Origin of the sequence: Streptomyces sp. NPDC056503 (genome assembly GCF_042794995.1) — a bacterium.
Lineage (GTDB): Bacteria > Actinomycetota > Actinomycetes > Streptomycetales > Streptomycetaceae > Streptomyces.
On record NZ_JBHTST010000014.1, the window covers coordinates 25,153 to 47,452 of the forward strand.

16 protein-coding genes are annotated in these 22,300 nt (G+C 72.6%); 9 read left to right on the forward strand and 7 right to left on the reverse strand.

All coding sequences use genetic code 11. The features are described from left to right. Positions 1-36 precede the first annotated feature (36 nt). Together ACFQ8C_RS06535 and ACFQ8C_RS06540 are read left to right on the forward strand one after the other, a co-directional pair. Positions 37-1,437, forward strand: a complete 1,401-nt coding sequence (locus ACFQ8C_RS06535) for a condensation domain-containing protein (RefSeq protein WP_383452989.1) — start codon at positions 37-39, stop codon at positions 1,435-1,437. A 65-nt stretch (positions 1,438-1,502) separates the two neighbouring features. Next, on the forward strand, positions 1,503-3,344 hold the full coding sequence (locus ACFQ8C_RS06540; RefSeq protein WP_383452991.1) for a N,N-dimethylformamidase beta subunit family domain-containing protein: 1,842 nt from the start codon (positions 1,503-1,505) through the stop codon (positions 3,342-3,344). 189 nt (positions 3,345-3,533) lie between these two features. On the opposite strand, the gene ACFQ8C_RS06545 is transcribed toward ACFQ8C_RS06540, so the two are convergent. Both ACFQ8C_RS06545 and ACFQ8C_RS06550 read right to left on the reverse strand, forming a co-directional pair. Next, a complete protein-coding gene (locus tag ACFQ8C_RS06545) occupies positions 3,534-4,328 on the reverse strand; it encodes a formylglycine-generating enzyme family protein (RefSeq protein WP_383452902.1) in 795 nt (264 codons plus the stop codon). Positions 4,329-4,539: 211 nt separating this feature from the next. Beyond that, positions 4,540-5,937, reverse strand: coding sequence for a sulfatase (locus ACFQ8C_RS06550; RefSeq protein ID WP_383452904.1), 1,398 nt, complete (start codon positions 5,935-5,937; stop codon positions 4,540-4,542). Between the two features lie 334 nt (positions 5,938-6,271). On the opposite strand from ACFQ8C_RS06550, the gene ACFQ8C_RS06555 reads away from it, so the two are divergent. Next, on the forward strand, positions 6,272-7,840 hold the full coding sequence (locus tag ACFQ8C_RS06555) for a long-chain fatty acid--CoA ligase (protein WP_383452905.1): 1,569 nt from the start codon (positions 6,272-6,274) through the stop codon (positions 7,838-7,840). Positions 7,841-8,308: 468 nt separating this feature from the next. On the opposite strand, the gene ACFQ8C_RS06560 is transcribed toward ACFQ8C_RS06555, so the two are convergent. Both ACFQ8C_RS06560 and ACFQ8C_RS06565 read right to left on the reverse strand, forming a co-directional pair. Continuing rightward, on the reverse strand, positions 8,309-8,854 hold the full coding sequence (locus ACFQ8C_RS06560) for a TetR/AcrR family transcriptional regulator (protein WP_383452906.1): 546 nt from the start codon (positions 8,852-8,854) through the stop codon (positions 8,309-8,311). After that, positions 8,854-9,450 (reverse strand): sugar O-acetyltransferase, encoded by a 597-nt coding sequence (locus ACFQ8C_RS06565; protein ID WP_383452908.1) that lies wholly within the window; start codon positions 9,448-9,450, stop codon positions 8,854-8,856. The genes ACFQ8C_RS06560 and ACFQ8C_RS06565 overlap by 1 nt, the downstream gene beginning before the upstream one ends. A 562-nt stretch (positions 9,451-10,012) precedes the next feature. Here ACFQ8C_RS06565 and ACFQ8C_RS06570 point away from each other — a divergent pair. Both ACFQ8C_RS06570 and ACFQ8C_RS06575 read left to right on the forward strand, forming a co-directional pair. Continuing rightward, positions 10,013-10,681, forward strand: a complete 669-nt coding sequence (locus ACFQ8C_RS06570) for a hypothetical protein (protein WP_383452910.1) — start codon at positions 10,013-10,015, stop codon at positions 10,679-10,681. A 265-nt stretch (positions 10,682-10,946) separates the two neighbouring features. After that, complete coding sequence (locus ACFQ8C_RS06575) at positions 10,947-12,263, forward strand: TerD family protein (protein ID WP_383452912.1); 1,317 nt, start codon at positions 10,947-10,949, stop codon at positions 12,261-12,263. 191 nt (positions 12,264-12,454) lie between these two features. Here the strand turns inward: ACFQ8C_RS06575 and ACFQ8C_RS06580 are convergent, their stop codons facing one another. Continuing rightward, positions 12,455-14,296 (reverse strand): alkyl/aryl-sulfatase, encoded by a 1,842-nt coding sequence (locus ACFQ8C_RS06580; protein ID WP_383452914.1) that lies wholly within the window; start codon positions 14,294-14,296, stop codon positions 12,455-12,457. Positions 14,297-14,732: 436 nt separating this feature from the next. Then, positions 14,733-15,218 carry a DUF1269 domain-containing protein gene (locus tag ACFQ8C_RS06585; RefSeq protein ID WP_383452916.1) on the reverse strand — a complete coding sequence of 162 codons (486 nt, stop codon included), beginning with the start codon at positions 15,216-15,218 and terminating at the stop codon, positions 14,733-14,735. A gap of 514 nt (positions 15,219-15,732) precedes the next feature. Here ACFQ8C_RS06585 and ACFQ8C_RS06590 point away from each other — a divergent pair. Next, positions 15,733-16,665, forward strand: coding sequence for a hypothetical protein (locus tag ACFQ8C_RS06590; RefSeq protein ID WP_383452918.1), 933 nt, complete (start codon positions 15,733-15,735; stop codon positions 16,663-16,665). A gap of 58 nt (positions 16,666-16,723) precedes the next feature. On the opposite strand, the gene ACFQ8C_RS06595 is transcribed toward ACFQ8C_RS06590, so the two are convergent. Then, entirely contained in the window at positions 16,724-18,196 is a 1,473-nt protein-coding gene (locus ACFQ8C_RS06595; RefSeq protein ID WP_383452920.1) for an MFS transporter, read from the reverse strand. Positions 18,197-18,261: 65 nt separating this feature from the next. On the opposite strand from ACFQ8C_RS06595, the gene ACFQ8C_RS06600 reads away from it, so the two are divergent. The 3 genes from ACFQ8C_RS06600 (at position 18,262) to ACFQ8C_RS06610 (ending at position 22,283) form a co-directional block, all read left to right on the forward strand. Continuing rightward, on the forward strand, positions 18,262-19,050 hold the full coding sequence (locus tag ACFQ8C_RS06600) for an ArsR/SmtB family transcription factor (protein ID WP_383452922.1): 789 nt from the start codon (positions 18,262-18,264) through the stop codon (positions 19,048-19,050). A gap of 222 nt (positions 19,051-19,272) precedes the next feature. Beyond that, on the forward strand, positions 19,273-20,310 hold the full coding sequence (locus tag ACFQ8C_RS06605; RefSeq protein ID WP_383452923.1) for a hypothetical protein: 1,038 nt from the start codon (positions 19,273-19,275) through the stop codon (positions 20,308-20,310). A gap of 314 nt (positions 20,311-20,624) precedes the next feature. Next, positions 20,625-22,283, forward strand: coding sequence for a multicopper oxidase family protein (locus ACFQ8C_RS06610; protein ID WP_383452924.1), 1,659 nt, complete (start codon positions 20,625-20,627; stop codon positions 22,281-22,283). Positions 22,284-22,300: the final 17 nt, after the last annotated feature.

Below are 22,300 nucleotides of genomic sequence, written 5' to 3' on the forward strand. Positions count from 1 at the left end.
GCCCCCTCGGGGGACGGCCGACCGCCGGACGAGGTCCTGGACGTCTCCTTCGCCGCCGGACGGTCGGGCGACGCGCCCCTCACCTGGGGCCAGCGCGCCCTCTGGCACGCGATCGGACGGACCGCCCCCAACGACCACTACTTCAACCTCGGCCGGGTCCTGCCCCTCGCCGACCGGGGCGCGCCGGTGGACACCGACCGCCTCCGCACGGCGCTCTCCGCCCTGCTGGTGCGGCACGAGGCGCTGCGCACGCGGGTGGTGGCCGAGGACGGCGAGCCGGCGCAGCGGCTGTTCGCGGAGGGCCGGGCTCCGCTCGTCGTCCGGGACGCACCCGATCCGGACCGGGCCGCGGAGACGGCGGCGGCGCTGCTGGCGGAGCTGTCCGGGCACCGGTTCGCGTACGCGGAGGAGTGGCCGGTACGGCTGGGCGCGGTCCGCAGCGGCGGGCGGATCACCCACGCGGTGCTCGCCCTGTGCCACCTCGCGGCGGACGGGCACGCCGCCGAGGTCCTGGTCCGGGACCTCCGGCTGCTGGTGCGGCGCGGGGCGGCCGGGCCGGCCAGTCCGGAGACCCCGCTGGCCCTCGCCCGGCACCAGCACGGTCCGGCCGGGCGCCGGGCGAGCGAGGCGGCGCTGGCGCACTGGGAACGCGGACTGGCGCAGGTGCCGCCGACGATGTTCGCCGAGCGGGTGGCGGAGCCGCTCCGGCCACGCTTCTGGACCGGCCGGCTGGTCTCGACGGCCCTGCCGCGTGCCGTGGACGCGGTGGCGGTCGCCCACCGGGTGAGCGGCTCCACGGTGCTGCTGACCGCGGCGGCGGCCCTGGTCGCGGCAGGACAGGGGCACCGGGCCGCCGCGGTGATGCCGATCGCCGGCAACCGGGCGGCGGAGGGGCGCCGGACCCTGGTCAGCACGCTGTCCCAGGACGCGCTGTTCGTCCTGGAGCTGCCCGAGGACCCGTCCGGGGAGACGGTCTTCACGGACCTGCTGGCCGCGGCGTGGCCCGCCGCGCTGGCCGGGTACCGGGCCGCCGCCTACGATCCGGTCGGCTGGGACGCGCTGCTGGAGCGGGCGGCCCGTGACCGGGGCACCGAGGTCCACCCGTACTGCTGCTTCAACGACATGCGCCTGGTGGAGCGGGGCGCGGCGACCGGTCCGGCGCCCGGCGCCGCGGAACTCGCGGAACTGCGCCGCCGCACGATCCTCGACTTCCCGGCGACGCAGGAGCGGGTGGCCTGCCGCTACTGCCTCCATCTGACCGGCGACGCCGCCGCGCTGACCGTCACGCTCACCGCCGACACCGCCTATCTGCCGCCGGAGGCCATCCACGCCCACCTGCGGGGCATCGAGGAGGTCGTGGTCGCCTCCGCCGCGGGGACCCCGCCGCCGCTCTCCCGGCTGGCGGGGCTCCTCGCGGGGGCGGAGGCCCGCCGGTGAGCGGCGGGTGCGTGCCCCGGCCGCTCGCCCACGCCGACACGACGTCCTGCGCGCAGGGCGGGCGGATGCGTTTCCATGTGGCGGCGGGCGACGGCGGCCGGTTCGCGGGCCGGGTGGTGGTCACGGACGTGGTGGCGGAGCGGGTCGTGGCCGAGGCCGACGTGGAGGGCCCGGGCTGGACCCTCGACGTGCCGGGGACGTGGCCGAGTTCGCTGTACCTCGCCTCCTTCCACGACACCCGTCCGGAGCAGCCCGCGCCGGAGCGGGACGCGGAACACGAGGTGTGGTTCGTCGTGCGGGCGGCACGCCCGGGCGGCTCCTCGCCCGTGCTCGTCTCCGTCCCCTTCCCGACATGGCGGGCCTACCACCGGGCCGGCGAGCCCGGACGGAGCATCTACTACGCGGAGCAGCCCACGCGGGCGGCCCGGGTGTCCCTCGCCGCGCCGGGCGGCGGGCCGCCGCCGGAGCGGTGGGAGGAGCCTCTGCTGCGCTGGCTGCACCGGACCGGGCGCCCCGTCGAGTACTGCTCCGGCTTCGACCTGCACGAGGGGGCCGCCCTGCTCGCGCCGTACCGGCTGCTGGTGGTGAACGGGCACGACGAGTACTGGACGGCGGAGATGCGCGACTCCGTCGAGGGGTTCGTGCGGCGCGGCGGGAACCTCGCGGTCTTCGCCGGCAACACGGCCTGGTGGCAGATCCGGCTGGAGGACGGGGGCCGCACGCTGGTCTGTCACCGCGACGCCGGCGCCGACCCGGTCACGGCCACGGATCCGGCTCGGGCGACGGTCGAGTGGTCCGGCTCCCCGGTGGACCGGCCCGAGAACACCATGACCGGCGTCAGCTTCCGGCAGGGCGCGGGGGCGTGGGGCGAGGGTATGGCGTCGATCGGCCGTGACGCGTACACGGTCCGCTTCGCCGACCACTGGGTCTTCGAGGGCACCGGGCTGCGCGACGGGGACGCCTTCGCGCGCGGGGCGCTCGGCTACGAGACGGACGCGGCGGAGCTGGACTGGTCGGCCGGGGTGCCGCGGGCCACGGGCCGCGACGGGACGCCCCGGTCGTTCGCCGTCCTCGCCACCGCCGACCTGCGGCACTGGCGGACGTACGGGCAGGGCGGCTGGGCGACCATGGGCGTGTTCCGCTCCGGGGCGGGCACCGTCTTCAACGCCGCCACCATCAACTGGGGCCGCGCGCTGGACGATCCGGCGGTCGCCCGCGTCACCCGCAACGTCCTCGACCGGCTCTCGGGCACCGGCCCGGCTCCGAGCTGGCACACGATCGGCCCGGCGCCCCGCCTGCGGGCGCTCGCCGCGTGCGAGGGGCTGCTCTTCGCCGTGGCCGAGGACGGCAGGACGCTGCTCCACCGCGAACCGTCCGAGCAGAACCTCCCGTGGACACCGTGCCCGCCCGTCGAGGGCACGCCGTCGCCCGAGCTGCGCTGCCTGACCGCGCCGCGCGAGGCCTCCCACCCGATGCCGCTGGCGCTGCTGGCGGTGACCGCCGACGACCGGCTGGTGCACCGGGCGCCGGTGCCGGGTCCCGCTCCGTGGCTCCCGGCGGGGCGGGTGCCGGCGGGAACGACGGCCCTGGCCATGTGCGACAACAGCCTGTTCGCGGTGACGCCGCACGACGACACCCTCCACCAGCGCCCGGCCGGGGACTTCGACGCGCCGTGGCGGCCCCTGGGTCCGGCCGGCAAGGCCTCCGCGCTGACCGTCCTCGGCGCCCGCCTCCATGCGGTGACCCCCGACGGCCTCCTCTCCCGCCCGCCCGTCCTCGCCGAGGCTCCGTTCACACCCGCCACGCCCCCGGTCCCCTTCCCTCCGACGAGGGCCCTGGCGGCGTACGCGGGACGCCTGCTGGCGGCGACGGAGGACGACCGGCTGATCAGCCATCCGGGGGTGTGAGGGGGGCGGATCGGTACCGGCCGTCGGCAGCCCCGCGGATCCGTACCGACCGTCGGCCGCCCCGCGGATCCGTACCGACCGTCGACCGCCCCGCGGATCGGTACGGGCTGTCGACCGCCCGAGGACGTGCGGTTCCCTTCTCCCCCTTCCGCGCGTCGACCCGCTGATCGCGGGAGCCGCCGGACACGCTCAACCGCCCTGTCGGGGTCGTGCGTCGACGACTTCGGGGGTGGGCGGCCCGGCCGGTGGTCTCCGGACGTCCGCCGTCACCCGGAAGCCGGTGTGGCCCGTCGAGGAGTCCGGGGTGTTGCCCGTCCTGGCCGAGCAGCGGTAGCGGTTGCAGTACGAGGCGTGGCACAGGTGCGAACCGCCGCGCAGGGCTCTGGCGGCGGAGCCCGGCGCGAAGCGGTCGGCCGTCCACTCCCAGACGTTGCCGACGGCGTGGTACAGCCCGTGGCCGTTGGGCGTGAGCGAACGCACGGGGGCGGTTCCGACCGGCGCCGTCGGGTGGTCCGGGAACCCGCCGCGGAAGATCACCACGCGGTCCGGGGTCGGCGGTTCGTCGCCCCACGGGTGGCGGGCCTGGTCGAGGCCGCCGCGGGCGGCGTACTCCCACTCCGCCTCGGTGGGCAGGCGGGTGCCGGACCAGGCGCAGTACGCCTGGGCGTCGCGCCAGGAGACATGGGTCACGGGGTGGTCGAGGCGGTCGTCCGAGTGGGATCCGGGGCCTTCCGGGGCCCGGTGCCAGGCGCCCGGCACCGCCAGCCACCAGTCCGCGCCGGGCACGGACTCGGCCCGCTCGCGCGCTTCGGCGGTGGCGCTGCCGCGGAACACGAAGGAGGAGCCGAAGCGTTCGGCGTCGGTCCGGTAGCCGGTGGCGTCGGCGAAGGCGCGGAACTCCGCGTGGCTGACGGCGGTGGCGGCGATCCGGAAGGGCGCCACCTCCACCGTGCGCACCGGTCCCTCGCCGTCTTCGGGAAACACGTCGCCGTCCCGCGTCCCCATCCGGAACGCGCCTCCGGGGAGGGTCAGCAGCGGCGCGAAGGCGCCCGCCTCCCGCTCCCCGGAGGCAGTCCCGCCGCGCTGCCTCCCGGCACCCGGGTCGGGCGACGGGAGCGCGCCACGTCCCCGTGCCGCGGAGCGTCCGGGGGTACAGCAGTCGCGGCTCATCGGTGGCTCCTCCCCCGGGGCGTCGTCAGGAGTTCCGGTCGGCGGCCAGGGCGGCCGCGAGGCCGGGAATCCCGAGGGCCTGCTCGTCCGCGGGTGTGGCCTGGTGGAGGCTGTTGCGCAGCTGGTACGGGTCCGCCCGCAGGTCGTAGTACTCCCGGAACCTCACCTGGCCGGTGCCGCTCACCGTGCCGGCGGCGTCGGTGTGCAGGTCGTAGTACTCGGTGTACTGGCGGTCCTTGGTGACGTACGACGACCAGGTGTTCTTCTCGGCCGTCCCCGTGCCCTGCCTCCACCACTCGATGAGCAGGTGGTCGCGGGAGTGGGGGCCGAGCAGCGAGTGGCCGTCGTGCGGGGTGTCCGGGGCTATCCCCGCGGCGTCCAGGACGGTGGGGGCGATGTCGATGTTCGCGACGATGCGGTTGTCGGTGGTGCCGCCTCCGAGTCCGCCGGCGGGCCAGGAGAGGTAGAACGGGACCTCGTGGGCGGGACGGTAGGGGACGGCCTTGCCGGTCAGGCCGTGGTCGGCCCAGTTGAACCCGTTGTCGCCGATGTAGACGACCAGGGTGTTGTCGAGCTGCCCCAGCTCCGCCAGCTTGTCGCGGAAGGACTGGACCGCGTCGTCCACCGAGCGCAGGGTCCGCAGTTGCTTGGCGCGCACCAGGCGGCCGTCCTCCAGCGTCTTGGTGGCGTTGCGGACGTAGGCGGGCTTGTCGCTGCGATCGCCCTCGGGAACGGAGGGGCGGCCGTCCCAGGCGGGCACCTCGGTGCCGGCGTACTGGGGTTCCGGCGTGAAGGGGCCGTGCGAGGCGTACGGCGTGACGTAGGCGAACCAGGGGCGGTCGTCGGTGCGGGACTTGTCGAGAAAGGCCAGGGCGCGGTTCTTGATCACGGTGGTGGTGTAGCCCGGGAGCGTCCGCACGGTGCCGTTCACGTTGAACGTGCCGTCCGTGTACGAGGGCCGCAGCAGCGCGAAGTCCTCGAAGTGCGGCGGGTTGTCGGCGACGTCCCAGGCGTTGAGGTACTTGCCGAACAGTCCCGTCCGGTAGCCGGCCTGCTGCAGGTGGCGCTGGAGGGTGGAGTTCTGGTCGAGCGCGTGCGACGCGCTGTTGTTGCGCACGCCGTGGTTGTGGGCGAAGCGACCGGAGAAGACCGAGGAGCGCGACGGGGCGCACAGCGGGGTGGTGACGTGCCCGTTGGTGAAGCGCACGCCCTGGCCGGCCAGCCAGGCGACCGTCTTGGGAGTGGCCCACTCGGTCTGCTTCGGCTGGTCGTCGGTGACGATCAGCAGCACGTTGGGCCGCGCCGCGCCGGCGGAACGGGCGGGCGAGGCGGCGACCGCGGGCAGGACGGCGCCGGCGGCGACGGCCGCGGCGGTGCCCAGGACCCCACGGCGGCTGGGACCGGATAATCTGGACATGCTCATGACAGACAGACCTCTCGTCTGAGGGTGGGATCGGCGGGATCGGCGGGATCGGCTCCGCAAAGGAGGCTAGGGGCGAGCCGGGGCGGGTTCCATGCACACGGCGCTAAGGGTTCGTTGCCGGGATGTTGCCGCGCCGACAGTCCCGAGGACGGGCGATCACACGGATTGTGACGGCGCCCAACACCCGGCCGCCCTCCTTGTGTGCGCGTCCCGGGATGGCCGGGAAACCTTGTCGACCGCGAACGGCCGATGTGTCGTGGAACCGGCGCCCTGCCCACCGTCGACGGCGGTCGGCGAGGCCCGGTCGTCCCCGCCGTACGTCTGGAGAGCCCTCATGATGCTGTCGCTCGCCGCAGTCCTGGCCGAGTCCGCCCACCGCCACCGCGACCGTGTCGCGGTCGTGGACGGCGCGACCCGGACCACCTACGGGCGGTTGTGGGCCGAGTCCCTGGCGCAGGCGGGTTCCCTGCGCGCCCTGGGCGTCGCGCCGGGCGACCGGGTGGCGCTGATGATGCCGAACTGCGTCGGCTTCCCCCGGAGTTACTTCGCGATTCTGGCCGCCGGGGCCGTCGTCGTACCGATCCATCTGCTCCTGACCGCCGAGGAGATCGCCTACGTGCTCCGCGACAGCCAGGTCCGGATGCTGGTCTGCGCGGACGACCTGATGGAGACCGCCGCCAAGGCCGCCTCGGAGACCGGGGTGCCCGTCATCGGCGCGAGCGCGGTCGAGAGGACGGCGGACTCGTGGGTGGACACCCTGGAGTCCGTCGCCGGCTCCACCCCGCCCCTGTCCTCGTACGTGAGCACCGATCCGTCCGATCCCGCGGTGATCTTCTACACCAGTGGGACCACCAGCCGGCCCAAGGGCGCGGTCCTCACCCACCTCAACCTGGTCATGAACGCGACGGTCAACGCCTTCGACGTCCTGGACATCAGCCGCGACGACGTCACCCTGTGCTGCCTTCCGCTGTTCCACACCTTCGGGCAGTCGGTGTCCATGAACGCCACCTTCCGCCTCGGCGGCACCCTCGTGATGCAGCGCCGCTTCGAACCGCACCAGGCTCTCGACCTGATGCTCGACGAGGGCGTCTCCGTCTTCCACGGCGTGCCGACGATGTACGTGTCCCTCCTGGCCGCTGCCCGGACGCGCCGGCCGGAGCTCCTGCCGGAGCTGCGCTACTGCGTCTCGGGCGGCGCCGCGCTTCCCGTCGCCGTCCACCAGGCGGTCGAGGAGGTGCTCGGCGCCCGGGTGCACGAGGGCTACGGTCTGTCGGAGACGTCTCCCACCGCGAGCGTTCACCACGCCGCGTTCGAGGTGCGACCCGGAACGGTGGGGCATCCCGTCTGGGGCGTCGAGGTCGAGATCGCGGACCCGGACATCGAGGACGCCGTCGTGCCGGTGCCCGTGGACGTGCGCGGGGAGATCGTCATCCGGGGGCACAACGTGTTCGCCGGCTACTTCGGGCTGCCGGAGGAGACCTCGAGAGCTCTGGTGGAGGGCTGGTTCCGGACCGGTGATCTGGGGGTCAAGGACGCCGACGGATTCGTCCTGGTCGTCGACCGCAAGAAGGACCTCGTGATCCGGGGCGGGTTCAACATCTCTCCCCGGGAGGTCGAGGAGGTCCTGATGGGCCATCTGACGGTCGGCCAGGTGGCGGTGATCGGCCTTCCGCATCCCGTGCACGGAGAGGAGGTCTGCGCGGTCGTCGTACCTGCCGAGGAGGGCGGGGAGTTCGACGCCGACGCGCTGCGGGAGTGGGGCCGGGAGCGGCTGGGCCGCCACAAGTACCCCCGGATCGTGCTGCGGGCGGACTCCCTGCCGCTCGGCCCGAGCCACAAGGTACTCAAGCGGGAACTCCGGCGCCTTTACGGCCACATGGCGACGAGCGCCGACGCCGGGTAGCGGACGGTCACCTTCCGGCTCTGGCACTGGCACGACGACGGCGAGCACTACGACCTGGAACACTTCCAGCTCCTCCCGGCAGGCGGAGAATGCCGCGTCCGGGTCCGCCGGACCACCTACTGGGCCCTCGGCCGGGACCGGCTGGCCCGCCTCGCGGCCGAGGCCGGGTTCGTCGACCTCGGTTGGCGGCTGCCCCCGGAGACGGGCTTCTTCCAGCCGCTCCTCGTGGCCCACGCCGGCGAGTAGCCGCGTCCACCGTTCCGGCGCCCTTCCGTTCGGGCTCGCGGGCAACCGCCCGCGACATGCGCATCACCGTGCGTCCGCCGGATCTGCACGTGCCACAGAGAGGAGAGGAGAGGAGAGGAATCGTCCCTCCTCGGGATCCCCGCCTGGGGAGCGTCCCCGGTGGGGGCCTGCGGGGCCCTGGTGTCAGGTCAGGGCCCCGCAGGCCGGCTGAGGGGCGCGGCTCTAGGCGGTGGTGGTGACGCGCTTGACGGCTTCGCGCGTGAGCCGGCGGTCGTGCGGTGCCGTGTCGAGGGCACGGTGGAGAGTGAGCCCCTCGATGAGCGCGTCGAGCTGGCGGGCCGTTTCGGCGTCGAAGTGGCGTTCCAGGAGCTGTCGGCTCCGGCTCATCCACATCCGTGTCAGCTCCCGGTATTCCGGGCGCCGGGCCGCGAGGGTGTAGAGCTCGTGGGTGAGGATCAGGTCGCGCTGCGGCCCGTCGGAAAGCTCGTGGATGAGATCGGTGACCGCTTCCCGGGCCTGCTCGGCGTCGTCGGCCGCGTTCAGGTGCCGCTCGAAGAGGGCGACGCCGTGGTCGGCGAAGCGGGTGAAGGCCTCGTGGAGCAGTTCGTCGATGCCTTTGAAGTGATACGTCATCGAGCCCAGCGGCACTCCGGCACGGGCGGCGATCTTCCGGTGGGAGACGCCCACGACGCCTTCGTCGGCGATGTGGTCCAGGGTGGCGGCGAGGATGCGCTCGCGGCGCTGGGGGTCGGTGTGTCCGGTGGCCATCACGGCCGGCCGTCCTCGAGGTCCCGGACGGGCCGGGCGGGACTGCCCACGGCCACGACGTTCGCGGGGATGTCCTTGGTGACGACCGAACCCGCGCCGATGACGCTGTTGTCACCGATGCTGACCCCCGGGCACACGATGACGCCGCCGCCGAGCCAGACGTTGTCGCCGATGGTGATGGGGCGTGCGGCCTCCAGCTTGTCGCGCCGGGGTTTCGGCTCCAACGGGTGCGTAGGGGTGAGGAGTTGGACGTTGGGACCGATCTGGCAGTCCTCGCCGATGGTGATCGCCGCGACGTCCAGGGCGGTCAGGTGGTAGTTGACGAAGGTCCGGGCCCCGATGGAGATGTTGCTTCCGTAGTCCACGTACAGCGGCGGCCGCACCTCGATCTCCTCGCCGGCGAAGCCGAGCAACTCGTCGAGGATCGCCCGCGCGGCGGCCGGATCGTCCGGAAAGGCGGTCTGGTAGCGAGCGGCGAGCCGCATGGCTCGCCGCTGCCTGTCCGCGATCTCGGGATCGTCCGCGATGTAGAGGTCGCCGGCGAGCATGCGCTCCAGATGGGTGCGCGGGTCCCCGGCAAAGTATTCCGCCGTCATGCGTACGATCGTACACCTCAAAAGGTACGTTCGTACACTCGGCCGCCGGGAGACCGGTGCGACGGTGGTGGTCATGCCGCACGTACCGTGCGGACCGCCTCCGGGCATTCGTCAGGCCGTTACTGCCCGAGTCGTCGCGGGGGCGGAAGCGGCTGGACGATCTCCGGGGCCTGAAGAGGGACTCCGCGACCGGGCCCGGCGAGGCAATCGGCGCTGCCGCTGTTCGGCTTGGTACGCGGCCTGCCGCAGGTCGGCCTCGGCACGCGCATGTCGTCCGCCACCGGCTCGAACGGGATGCGGTCGGCGCGCCGCCCAGGCGTGACGACCAGCGAGCGCACCCGGCAGCGGCCGTCCGGGCGGAGCCCCCTTCGAGGGCGGGCGGCGGAGCGTGCCGAGCGCCGGCGAACAGCGGCCACGGCCAGGAGCCCGAGGGGAACGATCCCCCTCCCTTTCCACTCTCTGCCAACCCCCCAGCGAAGACAAGACTGCAATTTTTTCCGTCACACCAGGAAACTCGTTCCCGAGCGGAGGGTCCGCACCGCTCGGGAACAGGAGGCCACTCATGTCAGACGTCTGGGACCCGCATGGCAGCCTGCGGCGCGCGCTGTGGATCGGCGGCGCGCAGTGGTCCGGCAAGACCACCGTTGCCGAACTCATCGCCGGGACGTACGGATTGACGGTGTACCACTACGACTACCACGACGCCCGCGGCCACCAGGATCGCCGGATCGCGCGTCGTGTGGCCCTGGGTGAGCCCGTGGGAGATCCCACCCCCGACCATGTCTGGTCGGACCAGGGCCCGGAGGAGATGGCCGCCGAGACGCTGGCCGGCTTCCCGGTCCGCTTCGAGTGGGCGTTGGACGACCTGCGCGCCCTGTTCACCGGCCGGCCGGCGATCGCCGAGGGATGGGGGCTGCGACCGGAGCTGGTCGCGCCGCTGCTCGACTCGCTCCGGCGGATGGTCGTCCTCGTCCCCACCGAGGACTTCCGTCAGCACCAGCTCCGGACCCTCCCGCGCGCGGGAACTCTCCCCGTCCCCGTCACCGACCCGGCCCGCGCCCAGGCCAACCGTCTCGCCCGTGACCGACTGGTCGCCGCGGACGCGGCACAGAACGCCCGCCGCCTCGGCATCCGCGTCATCGAAGTCGACGGGACGCTCGACGCGGCGGCCGTGGCGGCAGAGGTCGCCGAGCATTTCGCGCCCTACCTCGGCGCCGCGACGGCTGCGTGATCGCTCGGCCCAAGAGGTTCCCGCTGCCGGTCGCCAGGACACCGCCTGGGCGGCGATGGCGCCGGTCCCTCCAGCCCGGACGCCACCACCCTGCACGGCAAAGGCCGGTACGCCCCCCTACGCACCCGCCACATCGCCCCACGCAGCCGGTCCCGTCCCCGTGCGCCCGCTTCGGCCCGCTCTCCCCACCCGATGCCGGACCCGGCATCCCGGACCTGACCTGCGGGCCTAGGCAGGCGGGGCGGTCGCGTGCCAGCATGACGGCGTGACAAAGATCGTCAAGGGGGGAAACCTGCCGATCCCCGGGCAGGTGTGGCGGATCGCGGTCGTCCGGCGGGCGGCCGGGGACGGAGTGCCGGAGGTCGACGCCTCGGCGCTCCTGCTCGACGCCACGGGCAGGGTCAGGGGCGACGGCGATCTCGTCTTCTACAACCAGCTGGCCCACCCGTCCGGCGCCGTGCGCCATATCGGGCAGGTGCGCGACGAGCAGCACCGCGTCGCCGACTGGCTGGAGGTCGACACCGCGCTGGTGGAGCCCGCCGTCCACCGCATCGTCATCAGCGCCTCGACCGACGCGGGGACGTTCGGCCGAGTGCCAGGCCTCCACATACGGACGATCAGCGCCGGTACGGGGGAGCAGCTGGCGCTGTACGAGGTCGACGACGCGAGCACGGAGACGGCCTTCGTCCTCGGCGAGTTCTACCGGCGCGACGGGGCGTGGAAGTTCCGCGCCGTGGGCCAGGGGTGGGACTCCGGCCTCGTCGGCCTGGCGGAGGACTTCGGCATCCAGGGCAGGGACCCCGACGAGCCCGCTCCCGGCGAGCCAGCTCCGGGCGATGGGCCCGACCTCGCCGACGCCCCGCCGGAGGACGTCCCCGAGGAGCTCCTGGCGAAGGTCCGGGAAGCCGAGGCCGCCGTCCCGGCGCAGGTTCCCGTTCAGGACCCCGTGCGGACCGGCCCGACGTCGGACGTCGGCGTCTTCGGTGAGGACTTCCCCGAGTTCGTCCGCAGCGGCAAGGGCCGCAAGAGCTTCACGGTCGACGTGCCGATCCCGGCCGGCTACGTGGTGGTCGACTCCGCCCGGAGGGGCGACGGCTACTTCAGCGTGCACAGCGTGGACAAGAACGGCCAGGACGACGCCCTCCTCGCGAACACGACCCTGGAGGACTTCGAGGGCCGGGCCGTGCTGCGCCACCGCGGCCGGAGGCCACTGCGCCTGCGCGTGAGCGCCTGGGAGCGCGAGTGGACGATCGCCGTCCGTCCGGTGAGCGTCGTGGAGGAACTCGGCCGGGGTGCGAAGGGCCGAGGAGCGAACGTGCTGCTCCACACGGGGCCCGCCGGCCGGCTCACCTCCCGGCTCCACACCTACAGCCACGCGTACTTCCACGTACACGGCGAGGAGCCGGGCGGCCGCGACCACCTGCTGGCCAACGTGGCGAGCAGGCGTCCCAAGGACACGAGGGAGCTGCCCGAGGGGCCCCTGCTCGTGCAGGTCAGGAGCGCCGAGGGCGACTGGACCCTGGAGGTCCGCCCGCCGAAGGAGAAGGGTTCCGGCAGGTTCTGGCGCCGGGCAGCGCGCTGAGAACCCGGCGACGGCGGGGACGATCCCGTCGGCCCTGAGGTGGCCGGCGGCCCGCAGAGCTTTTCAGGAGCCGTGCGAGGGCGATGGACTCCGTGGTGAGCGAAGCCCCGGGTCGGCGACCCGGGGCTTCGTCGTTGTCCGAACCGAGCGCTCCTGACCGGCGGCCCGGAGGTCGGGGTGCTCGGGGACCGTCAGGGGGTGACGATCGGGAAGTCCCGGTCGGGCTTCGTCCGATAGGCGAGGAGCCGGGTGATGAGGACCGGGTCGCCCTCGGTTCCGATGCCGAGCTCGTCGAGGCCCTTCCCGGCGAGCAGGCCGAGGAGCTGCGTCTTGGCGAGGGTGAGGGTGAGCCCGGCGGGAGTGCGGGGCGGGGCGACGGCCTCCCGGTGCGTGAGGGCGCCGTGGTGCAGGGTGAGCCGGTGCCGGGTGCCCGCGCCCGTGGGGCCGTCGGTCAGGACCAGGTCGATGACGAGCTCGTCGTCCCAGGCCCGCGGGCCGTCGATCGCGATGGCAACCGAGTCGATCAGCATGGGGACGGTGAGCGCCATCACCATCTCGGGGTTGGCCAGGTCGACGACCTCTCCGGTGACGCCCCCGCGCAGCTCCTGGGCGCCGCGCAGGTAGAAGTTGCGCCAGGTCGCGTTCTCGGCGCCGTACCCGAGCCGCTGGTACACCCCGGCGAGCGCGTCCTTCACCTCCTGATTGGCCGGGTCGGTGAAGACGAGGTGGTTCAGCAGGGTGGCGGCGAAGCGGAGGTCGCCGTCCTCGGCGTACGCGCGCGCCTTGGCGAGGGCGTCGGCGGGGCCGCCCGCCAGCTCCACGTACCTCCGCGCCAGCTCCACGGGCGGAAGTTCCCACAGATGGGCCGGGTTGCCGTCGTACCAGCCGAGGTACCGCTGGTAGATCGCCTTCACGTTGTGGCTGAGCGAGCCGTAGTAGCCGCGGGCGTGCCAGGCCTTCTCCAGGGCGGGCGGCAGTGCGATCCGCTCGGCGATTTCGACGCCGGTGTACCCCTCGTTCAGCAGGCGGAGGGTCTGGTCGTGCATGTAGGTGTAGAGGTCACGCTGTTCTTCGAGGAAGCGGACCACGTTGTCGTGGCCCCAGGTGGGCCAGTGGTGGGAGGCGAAGCCGACGTCGTACTGCCCGTGGAAGTACTCGACGGCCTCGTCGAGGTAGTGCGCCCAGATCCGGGAGTCGCGGACGACGGCACCGCGCAGGGTGAGCACGTTGTGCATGTTGTGGGTGGCGTTCTCGGCCAGGCACAGGGCGCGGTGGTCGGGGAAGAGGAAGTTCATCTCCGCCGGGGCCTCGGTGCCCGGGGTGAGCTGGAAGACGATCCGTACGCCGTCGACCGTCTCCTCCTGTCCGGTCCGCGTGATGTCCACGGTCGGCGGGATCAGGCTGATGGTGCCGGTGGAGGTGGCCTGGCCGAGTCCCACGCCGATCTGCCCGTCGGGGGCGATGGGGAGGCCGACGCCGTACATGTAGCTGGCGCGGCGTCCCATCGCGTTGCCGGCGTACACGTTCTCGCTGACCGCGTGCTCCAGGAAGCCGACGGGGGCGAGGACCGGGACGCCCTCCTCGGTGCCGTGCGGGAGGACGCCGCGGACGCCGCCGAAGTGGTCGCCGTGCGAGTGGGTGTAGATCACCCCGGTGACGGGGCGGTCGCCGCGGTGCTCCTTGTAGAGGGCGAGGGCGGCGGCCGCGGTCTCGGTGGAGATCAGGGGGTCGATGACGACGACACCGCGCTCGCCCTCGACGAGCGTCATGTTGGAGAGGTCCAGGCCCCGGACCTGGTAGATGCCCTCGGTGACCTCGTACAGGCCTTGACGGGAGGCGAGTTGGCCCTGCCGCCACAGACTGGGGTGCGCGGTGTCCGGGCAGTCGGCCTTGAGGAAGGCGTAGGCGTCGTTGTCCCAGATCACCCGACCGCCGTCGGCCTTCACGACCCCTGGGACCAGCGCGCCGAGGAAGCCCCGGTCGGCGTTGTCGAAGTCGGTCGTGTCCTCGAAGGAGGGCAGGGTCTCGGTCATGTGGCCGGTACTCCGTTCCGCACGCGCACTCGTTCTCTCTGTCGATTCATCTGAACATTCGCCGCGAACTCTTGCATATCGGACTTCGGGTGGGGTGGTCGGACCTCGACGCGGGGCGGTTCGCGAAGAAGGACGAGCCCGCGCAGCCGAGGACGGTGACCCCCGAGCTCCACGCCGGTGGACAGGAGGGCGGCGGCCGCGCTCACCGTGACCATGGCGATCGCCGCGTGCGCCACCCCCTCCGGGATCGAGAACAGCCCCGTCACCGCGCCCGGGGTGACGTCCGCCGACGCGGGCCCGCCAGGCGGGATACGCGGACGGGGCCCGCCTGGCGCACGAACATGCGCCGCCCCCTTGCGCACGGACATGCGCCGCCCCTTCCGCGCGCGACGAGCCGGCGCGCGGTCGGGTGCGCGCCGGCTCGTGGACGTGCGGGTCAGTCGGCGAAGACCTCGCGGAGCCTGGCCTCCTTCTCCGTGTCCAGGTTCGACTGGATCAGCTCGGAGTGGCCGCCGGGGAACGCGGCGCGGACCCGGTCGACGACGACGTCCCGGGACAGCAGGAAGAGCGCCGAGGTGCCGGGGGTGACCTTCGACTTCACCGAGTCGATGAAGTCGTCGTCGATGCCCACGTCGGACAGCTTGCCGCCGAGCGCGCCGGCCGCGGCACCGATCGCGGCGCCGAGCAGCGGCACGAAGAAGAGGAGTCCGAAGAGCATGCCCCAGAAGGTGCCCGAGAGGGCGCCGACGCCGGCCAGGTTGTGCAGCTGCTTCGTCTTCGGCTTCGCCGCGTCCGCGGGCCAGCTGACCGTGGCGGCGTCGACCACCTTGATCAGCTCCTGTTTCTGCAGATCCAGGAGCGCGCTCTCGACGCCGGCGGCGCCCTCGGGCGAGTCGAACTTCCAGACGGTCAGCGTGGCCATCGGTCCTCCGTGGACGTGGATGTACGGGGATGTCGGACGCGACCATTCAAGATGAAACGAACCAATCGCGCATCTTTCGCGAAATGGACTTCGCTGGGTGGGGGCAGGCCGCGTGGTACTTCACCCGTTCGACCCGCACCGGCGGGCCCTTCGCACGCAGCCCCCGGGAGGATCACCTCATGGCCCGACGGGCGCCGGGCGCGGGATCGAGAGGCGCGCCGCCGGGGGCGGTTTCCGGCGCGCGGGACGGGACGTGGCCCTGGGCGACGCGATCGGGCAGATGCCGACCTCGGCCGTCGGCATCGCCCTCGGTCCGCTGCCGCGGATCGCCAGGGCTGCCGCGGATCGCCAGGGCTGCCGCGGTCTCGTCGGCGCCGGTCCGACCGCGGAGCGGGAGACGTCGACCGGTGCCTCGCATGTTCCCGGCCGGGGCCGGCACGTGGGGAGCGCGCGGATCGGGGCGACCGACGAAGGGCGTCATCGGCGTCCCCTGGTCGCCGTCTACGCTCTCGGCATGCAGCGCAGCGACGTCATGCGGCACGACGGCACGTGGGTGGGCCTCTCGTTGGACGTACGGGACCGCCCCCGGCCGGACCTGTGCGTCTTCGGCGCCGGGCCGCGGCTGCTGGTCTCCCAGCTGTCACGGCCTGTGCTGCTCGGCGCCGTCGAAGAGCCCCTCCAGGGCGTGGACTTCTGGCGTACCGACGCATACCGCTCCTTTGTCCCGCCGCTGCGCGCCGACACGGGGCGCGCCCTGTCGGGCAGCCCGCAACGGTGGGCTCACCGCTTCGCGCAGTACCTCGGCGACTCGCCGGGCAGCCCGTTGCACGAGGGCCGATGGCTGCTCACGTGCGAGAGCCCGCTCCACCGTTGGCGCCACGCCAGCACCTCGCATGCCGAGCACTGGAGCTCGATGCTCGTCGAGGGCCACCCGGACGGGTACGTCGACTGGTACCTCCACTCCACGGCGTGGGAGGTGCTGCCGTTGCGGCCCTTGCCCGGTCCGGACGACAGCCGGGTCAAGGCGTACCGCAAACAGGTCCGCGAGGGGACTCTCCCACCCGTCCTGTTGTGGTGGGTCAGTGGTCTGGACTGTCATCTGGTCCTGGACGGTCACGCACGGCTCGCCGCGGCGATCGCCGAGTCCGTCGAGCCTCCGCTGCTGCAGTTGCACCGCACCGTGCCGCGCGATGACCTGGCCGCGGGTGTCGATGCCGCCGTGGGCTTCTACGCGTACGAACTGGCACGCTTCGCCGAACTCCGCGCCGTCCACGGTCCGACGGTCCCGGACGGCGCCGCCACGGCCGGCCCCCAGCTGCTCCGCCGCCTCCACGACCTGGACACCGCGGTACGGCCGACCTGGTCCTGGCCCCTCCCCGGCGGAGAGAGCCAGTGGCATCGGATCGCACGCGAGGTGACCACCGGCAAGGACTGGCTCCGTACCTGAGCCCTGCCCCATCGCTCCCGCCGGCCATCACGTCCGGCCGTGTCGGGTTCTGGCGACGTCACCCGGCCCTGGGGGCGTCGGCACGGCGTCCGATGGCCACTGCCAGTGACGAAGCCGCCAGGAACGCCACCGCGGCGATGACCGCCGACGTGTGCAGTCCGGCGATCATCCCGTCCGTGGTGCCGACGAGCGTGCCGAAGAGAGCCACGCCCATCGCGCTGCCCATCTGACGGGACATGTTGAACACCGCCGACGCCGTGCCGGCCTTCTCCGCGGGGCTCGCCTCCATGACGGCCACGGTCGCCGCCACGACGGTGAGCGGGGTCGCGAGTCCCGTCGCCATGAGCGCGAAGAGCAGGACGGCGTAAGGAGTGTGGGGATCGGCGGCAAGCCAGCCCAGGAAGCCGATGCTCCCGAGCAGCAGCGCGCCGGCCATGGGCGTGTACGGTCCGCTGCGGGCCGTCAGGCGGCTCGCCAGCGGCGCCGCGAGGAAGCCCATGCAGACCGACGGGAGCAGGGCGAAGCCCGCGCTCAGCGGACCGAGTTCACGCTCCTGCTGGAAGTACAGCGTGGCGACGAAGAGCAGCCCGTAGTAGCCGAAGCTGAGCAGCAGACCGATGAGGTTCGTCGCCATGAGCCTCTCCTCACGGAAGAGCAACATCGGCAGCAGCGGCCTCCTGCTCTCCGGCCGCACCGACGCGTTCCTCTCCAGGCGCAGTTCGACGGCGACGAAGGCCCCCAGGCACACGGCTCCACCCGCGAACATCGTCAGTACCCCCGACGAGGTCCAGCCCGTGGACCCCGCCTCGTTGAGCGCACCGGTCACGCCGAGCAGGCCGAGCACACCCAGCAGCAGACCGGCCGGATCCATCCGGCCCGGCCGGTCCGTCCGGTCCGTCCGGCCCGGGGCGGGTACGTGGCGCAGGGTGAGCAGCACCGCCACCGCGGCCACGGGCAGGTTCACCCAGAACACCGCACGCCAGTCGAGCCCCGCGACCAGCAGCCCGCCGACCGCGGGTCCGGCGCCGAAGGCGACCGCCGAGACGAGTCCCCAGTAGCCGACCGCCCGGGCACGCTGGGCCCGGTCGGGGTAGGCCGCCTGCAACAGGGCGAACGACGCCGGAACCAGAAGTGCGGCCCCCGCGCCCTGAGCCAGCCGGGCACCGATCAGGACCCCCGCCGAAGGCGCCAGCGCGCAGACCACGGACGCGGCGGCGAAGGCTGCGAGACCGGAAAGGAACAGCGTCCGGTGTCCGAAGCGGTCGCCGAGTCCGCCGCCGACCAGGAGCAGCCCGGCGAAGAAGGCGCTGTACCCGTCGACGATCCACTGCAGGTCCGACGGACCGGCGTCGAGCGAGTCCTGGACGGAGGGCACGGCCGTGTTCACGACCGTGACGTCCAGCATCACCAGGAAGTAGCCGAGGCTCAGCGCGATGAGCGGCGGAAGCGAGAGGGAAGGACGGTCGGCCGGCGGGCCGGCCGACGCGCCGACCGCGAGCGCGGGAGAGGACGGGGGATCCGTGAACGTCATGCGGTCCAGTCTCGGTTCACAACCTTTAGTCGGCCGTCAAAGTGTGGTCGGACTACGCTGGTCGCATGGCAAGGACGACGCCCGGCGGGCCCCGGAACCAGGACCAGGTACACCACCAGCCCGACATCGCGCGGACCGCGCGTCTGATCGCCGACCCCTCCCGCGCCAGGATCCTCAAGGCGCTCGGCGACGGTCGCGCCGTGGCCGCCGGCGTGCTCGCCACCGAGGCCGGAGTGAGCGCGGCGACGGCCAGCGTCCATCTGGGCAAGCTCGCCGACGCGCGCCTGGTCGTCATGGAGAGTGTCGGCCGCTGCCGCTACTACCGTCTGGCCGGCCCCGATGTCAGCCTCGCCCTGGAGGCGCTGGCCGTCATCGCACCGCCCCTCCCGGTCACCTCGCTGCGCGAGAGCGGCATCGCCGGCGCCCTGCGCCGCTCCCGCACCTGTTACGACCACCTCGCCGGCCGGCTCGGCGTGCACCTCCTGGAACGCATGCTCGAGGACGGGCTCCTCACCGGGCACGACGGCAGCCACCGCCCCGAGGAAGCGGTGCGCGACGGCGCGTCCGGATACGGGCACGACGTCGACTACAGCCTCACCGACACCGGCCGGGACACCCTGGCCCGCCTCGGAGTCGACCTGCACCGGCTGCCCACCCGCCGCCCCCCGATCCGCTACTGCGTGGACTGGAGCGAACAGCGACACCACCTCGCCGGCGCGGTCGGTGCCGCGCTCACCACACGACTCTTCGAGCTGAACTGGCTGCGTTACGGCTCCAGCCCCCGTGTCGTCCACGTGACCGAGGACGGCGCCGACGGCCTGGCAGACGCCTTCGGCCTGCTGCCGGTGGACTGACCCGGTTGACGCCGTGCTGGTCACGCAGGAGGTGCCAGGCCCGGTCCGCCGTCGAGCCGTCGGCCACGACGAGCGCGTCCGCGTACGTCGTGCTGGTGCGGAGTGGCAACACGGAGGCAACTCTGCAGGGATGTTCCCCAGATGCCTGGTGCATCACCATGAATTTCCCGGTACGCGGCGTTCTCTTGGGGGAAGTGAAGGGAAGCGACGGAACTTGCGGCCATGGCGGTGGGGGTTGTCTCCGCGGTGTCCTTAGGGGCGGCGAATGCTGTGGGGGATGCTGTCGGCACTGCGGTGACCGAGGTGGTGCGTGACCGCCTGACCGGGACGGAGCGGGGGCGGGGGGCGCTGGAAGCGCTGGATGCCGACCCGGGCAGCACAGCGGCTCGGTCGGAGGTGCGAGAGGTCCTGAGGGAGGAGATCGAGGCGGACTCGGAGTGGGGGCGCCAGCTGGCGTCACGGCTTCACACCACTGTGAGGTACAACCGCGACGCGGTGGTCATCACGAGCAGCCGGATCTCTCGCAGTCACATTGTTCTGGGGCCTCTGACGATCGACAACACACCCGGCTCCCGGGCCTTCCTCGCCGTGACAGCGGCGCTCCTGCTGGTCCTGCTCACGCTCGGGGCGTACGGGGGAGTGCAGATCCTCACGTCTGACGACGCTCCCGATGGCGGTCACGCCGGTGCGTCGGGCAGCCCGGGCGATACCCGGCCGCCGGCACCGGAGGGGAGGGGCGGGAGCGAGAACGGTGATCCCGGCCGCGGTCCTACGGGAGTGCTGACACAGGAGGAGACCCAGACCGCCCTGCCCACGGTGCAGAGCATGCCGGCCGGTTGGACGCTCTTCGACAACGACGTGCTTTCCTCCGTCGAACCACCCACCGAGTGTCATGCGGATGGTGTTCAGTTCGAGAACGACCGGCCGAAGGATGTCCCTGCGGATACGAACCAGTTCCTGGTGGCCTGGTTCCGGTTCTACTCCTGCCCTTCGTCGACCGCGGCAGCCGCCAAGTACCAGGAAACCGTGGACGGGGAGGCCGGCCGGACCGCTCCGACCCCTGTCGCGCTGCCGCCCCTCGGAGACAGCAGCTCAGCCGTGTTCACCGGCCACGGCGCCGTCTCCGTGGTCCGGGTGGGGAGCGTCGTGGTCTTGCTGAACTACCGGCCGGTGGGTTCGCTGTCGGCACACGAGGGGCAGATCCGAGAACTCACCCGCATGGCCGCCGAACGTGTCCAGCAGGTCCTCGCCGGCACGTGACCGACCGAGCACCAGCGTGAGACGTCGAGGAAACGGCTGGGGCTCGCCCTGGCGGGGCGGGCCGGCGGCAGGACCCGATGGCCCGTCCGAAGAAGGTCCGGTACCCGCCGCGGTCAACCTGTCTGAGCATGAATCGGTACCCGTGGACAACATCAGGACGACTCCGACCGTCCGCCGGCACGGTGTCGGCAGAGCCCCCGCCGAGGTCCGAATCGAACATCTGGGGTTGCTCGTCCGCGCCGGCCCGCAGTACCCGCAGTACCCACGGTGCGTTACCCGCATCCTATGATCGTGATGATCTAAATTGCCCGACTATGGGAGAAAACAGCGGAATCACCCGTCGGTCGATGCTGAAGGCCATCCCCGTCGCGGGTCTGGCCGCGGCGGCCAGCGGGTCTCTGGGCTGGCGGCGCGAGGCCGCGGCCTCGACCTCGACCTCCTTCCCGCAGCCTGCCGTGTCGACCGCGCGGCCGGCGCCCGATTCGGCATCGGCGGTGCTGGAGCAGACGCTCGACGTCCGGTTCACGGAGGTCTCGGTGCCGGGATACGGCAGGATCACCACCCGCACCTACAACGGGACGATCCCGGGCCCGACCGTGCGCGTGCGCGGCGGGCAGACTCTGCGTCTGACCCACGTCAACGGTCTTCCGCCCAACCCGCCCCACACCGGCGGCCACAACACACCGCACCACCCCAACAGCTTCAACCTGCACACCCACGGGATGCACGTCTCCCCGTCAGGGCTCGCCGACAACGTCCTGCGAGAGTTCGCGCCGCGCACCCCGGAAGAGGCTACCTCCGGCGCCCCGGAGCCGCGGTACGTGACGACCGTCCAGGTGCCGGCCGACCACCCCGCCGGGACCTACTGGTACCACCCGCATCTGCACGGTGCCATCGCCGAGCAGATCGTCGGCGGCATGACCGGGGTGATCATCGTCGAGGGCGACGTCGACGAGGTCCCCGAGATCAAGGCGGCCGACGACCTCGTCGTGTGCGTCAACGAACTCAAGGTCAAGGACGGCAAGATCCCCGCCTTCACCTCGGGCGCCTGGGTGGCCGGCGTCCCTTCGACCTTCACCGTCAACGGCACGGTCAACCCCACCCTCCGGCTGCGTCCCGGGGAGGTCCAGCGTTGGCGGCTGGTCGCCGCGACCGCGTTCACCGCCCTGCGGCTCCGGGTCGCCGGAGACCGCGACGGCCTGCCGATGCACCAGATCGCGCAGGACGGCGTCACCTTCGCCAAGCCCGTCGTCCAGAACATGCTGGACCTGTCCATGGGCAACCGTGCCGATGTCCTGATCCGCGGCGGCGACCCCGGCCGGTACGAACTGCGGGCCGAAGGGGTGCCCGGGCCGCTGATGACGATCGAGGTCGCGGGAGAGCCCTGCCGGCCGCCGATGGAACTGCCGACCTCGCTTCCGCCGGGCAAGCCGTTCCTCGACGAGAGGGACATCGCCAACCCCCACGCGGACCGGGAGGTGATCTTCCACGCCGACGCGCGCGTCTTCACCGGGGCGTTCCCGAATGCCTTCCGCGTCCTGGGCACCGGCGCCACCCCGGCGGCCGACCCCCACGGTGATCTCACCCACGACCCCGCCTACGGCCTGTTCGACCCCGACTACACCAACCACACCCTGCCCCTCGGCACCATCGAGCGCTGGAGCATCCGTACCGACGAAACCGTGCCGGCGCACAGCCATCCCTTCCACCTGCACACCAACCAGGTCCTCCTCACCCACCGCAACGGCCAACGGCTCGACCCACCGGTCTGGCACGACACCATCGGGCTGGCCGGCGGCAAACCCGGAGACTCGGCCACCTTCCTGGTCACGTACGAGGACTTCACCGGCCGCGCCATCGCCCACTGCCACCAGCTCCACCACGAAGACCTCGGCATGATGCAGACCGTCCAGTATGTCGACCCTCAGAGCCCTGCCCGGACGGACCTCGCCTCAGGACTCGGAACGTCGTAGCCTCCGCCGAAACGAGA

Coding starts and splice junctions, on each gene's coding strand:
- ACFQ8C_RS06540 (WP_383452991.1), top strand. CDS start 1,503: ATGCGTTTCCATGTGGCGGCGGGCGACGGCGGCCGGTTCGCGGGCCGG.
- ACFQ8C_RS06550 (WP_383452904.1), bottom strand. CDS start 5,937: ATGAGCATGTCCAGATTATCCGGTCCCAGCCGCCGTGGGGTCCTGGGC.
- ACFQ8C_RS06555 (WP_383452905.1), top strand. CDS start 6,272: ATGATGCTGTCGCTCGCCGCAGTCCTGGCCGAGTCCGCCCACCGCCAC.
- ACFQ8C_RS06560 (WP_383452906.1), bottom strand. CDS start 8,854: ATGGCCACCGGACACACCGACCCCCAGCGCCGCGAGCGCATCCTCGCC.
- ACFQ8C_RS06565 (WP_383452908.1), bottom strand. CDS start 9,450: ATGACGGCGGAATACTTTGCCGGGGACCCGCGCACCCATCTGGAGCGC.
- ACFQ8C_RS06570 (WP_383452910.1), top strand. CDS start 10,013: ATGTCAGACGTCTGGGACCCGCATGGCAGCCTGCGGCGCGCGCTGTGG.
- ACFQ8C_RS06580 (WP_383452914.1), bottom strand. CDS start 14,296: ATGACCGAGACCCTGCCCTCCTTCGAGGACACGACCGACTTCGACAAC.
- ACFQ8C_RS06585 (WP_383452916.1), bottom strand. CDS start 15,218: ATGGCCACGCTGACCGTCTGGAAGTTCGACTCGCCCGAGGGCGCCGCC.
- ACFQ8C_RS06590 (WP_383452918.1), top strand. CDS start 15,733: ATGCAGCGCAGCGACGTCATGCGGCACGACGGCACGTGGGTGGGCCTC.
- ACFQ8C_RS06595 (WP_383452920.1), bottom strand. CDS start 18,196: ATGACGTTCACGGATCCCCCGTCCTCTCCCGCGCTCGCGGTCGGCGCG.
- ACFQ8C_RS06600 (WP_383452922.1), top strand. CDS start 18,262: ATGGCAAGGACGACGCCCGGCGGGCCCCGGAACCAGGACCAGGTACAC.
- ACFQ8C_RS06605 (WP_383452923.1), top strand. CDS start 19,273: ATGGCGGTGGGGGTTGTCTCCGCGGTGTCCTTAGGGGCGGCGAATGCT.
- ACFQ8C_RS06610 (WP_383452924.1), top strand. CDS start 20,625: ATGGGAGAAAACAGCGGAATCACCCGTCGGTCGATGCTGAAGGCCATC.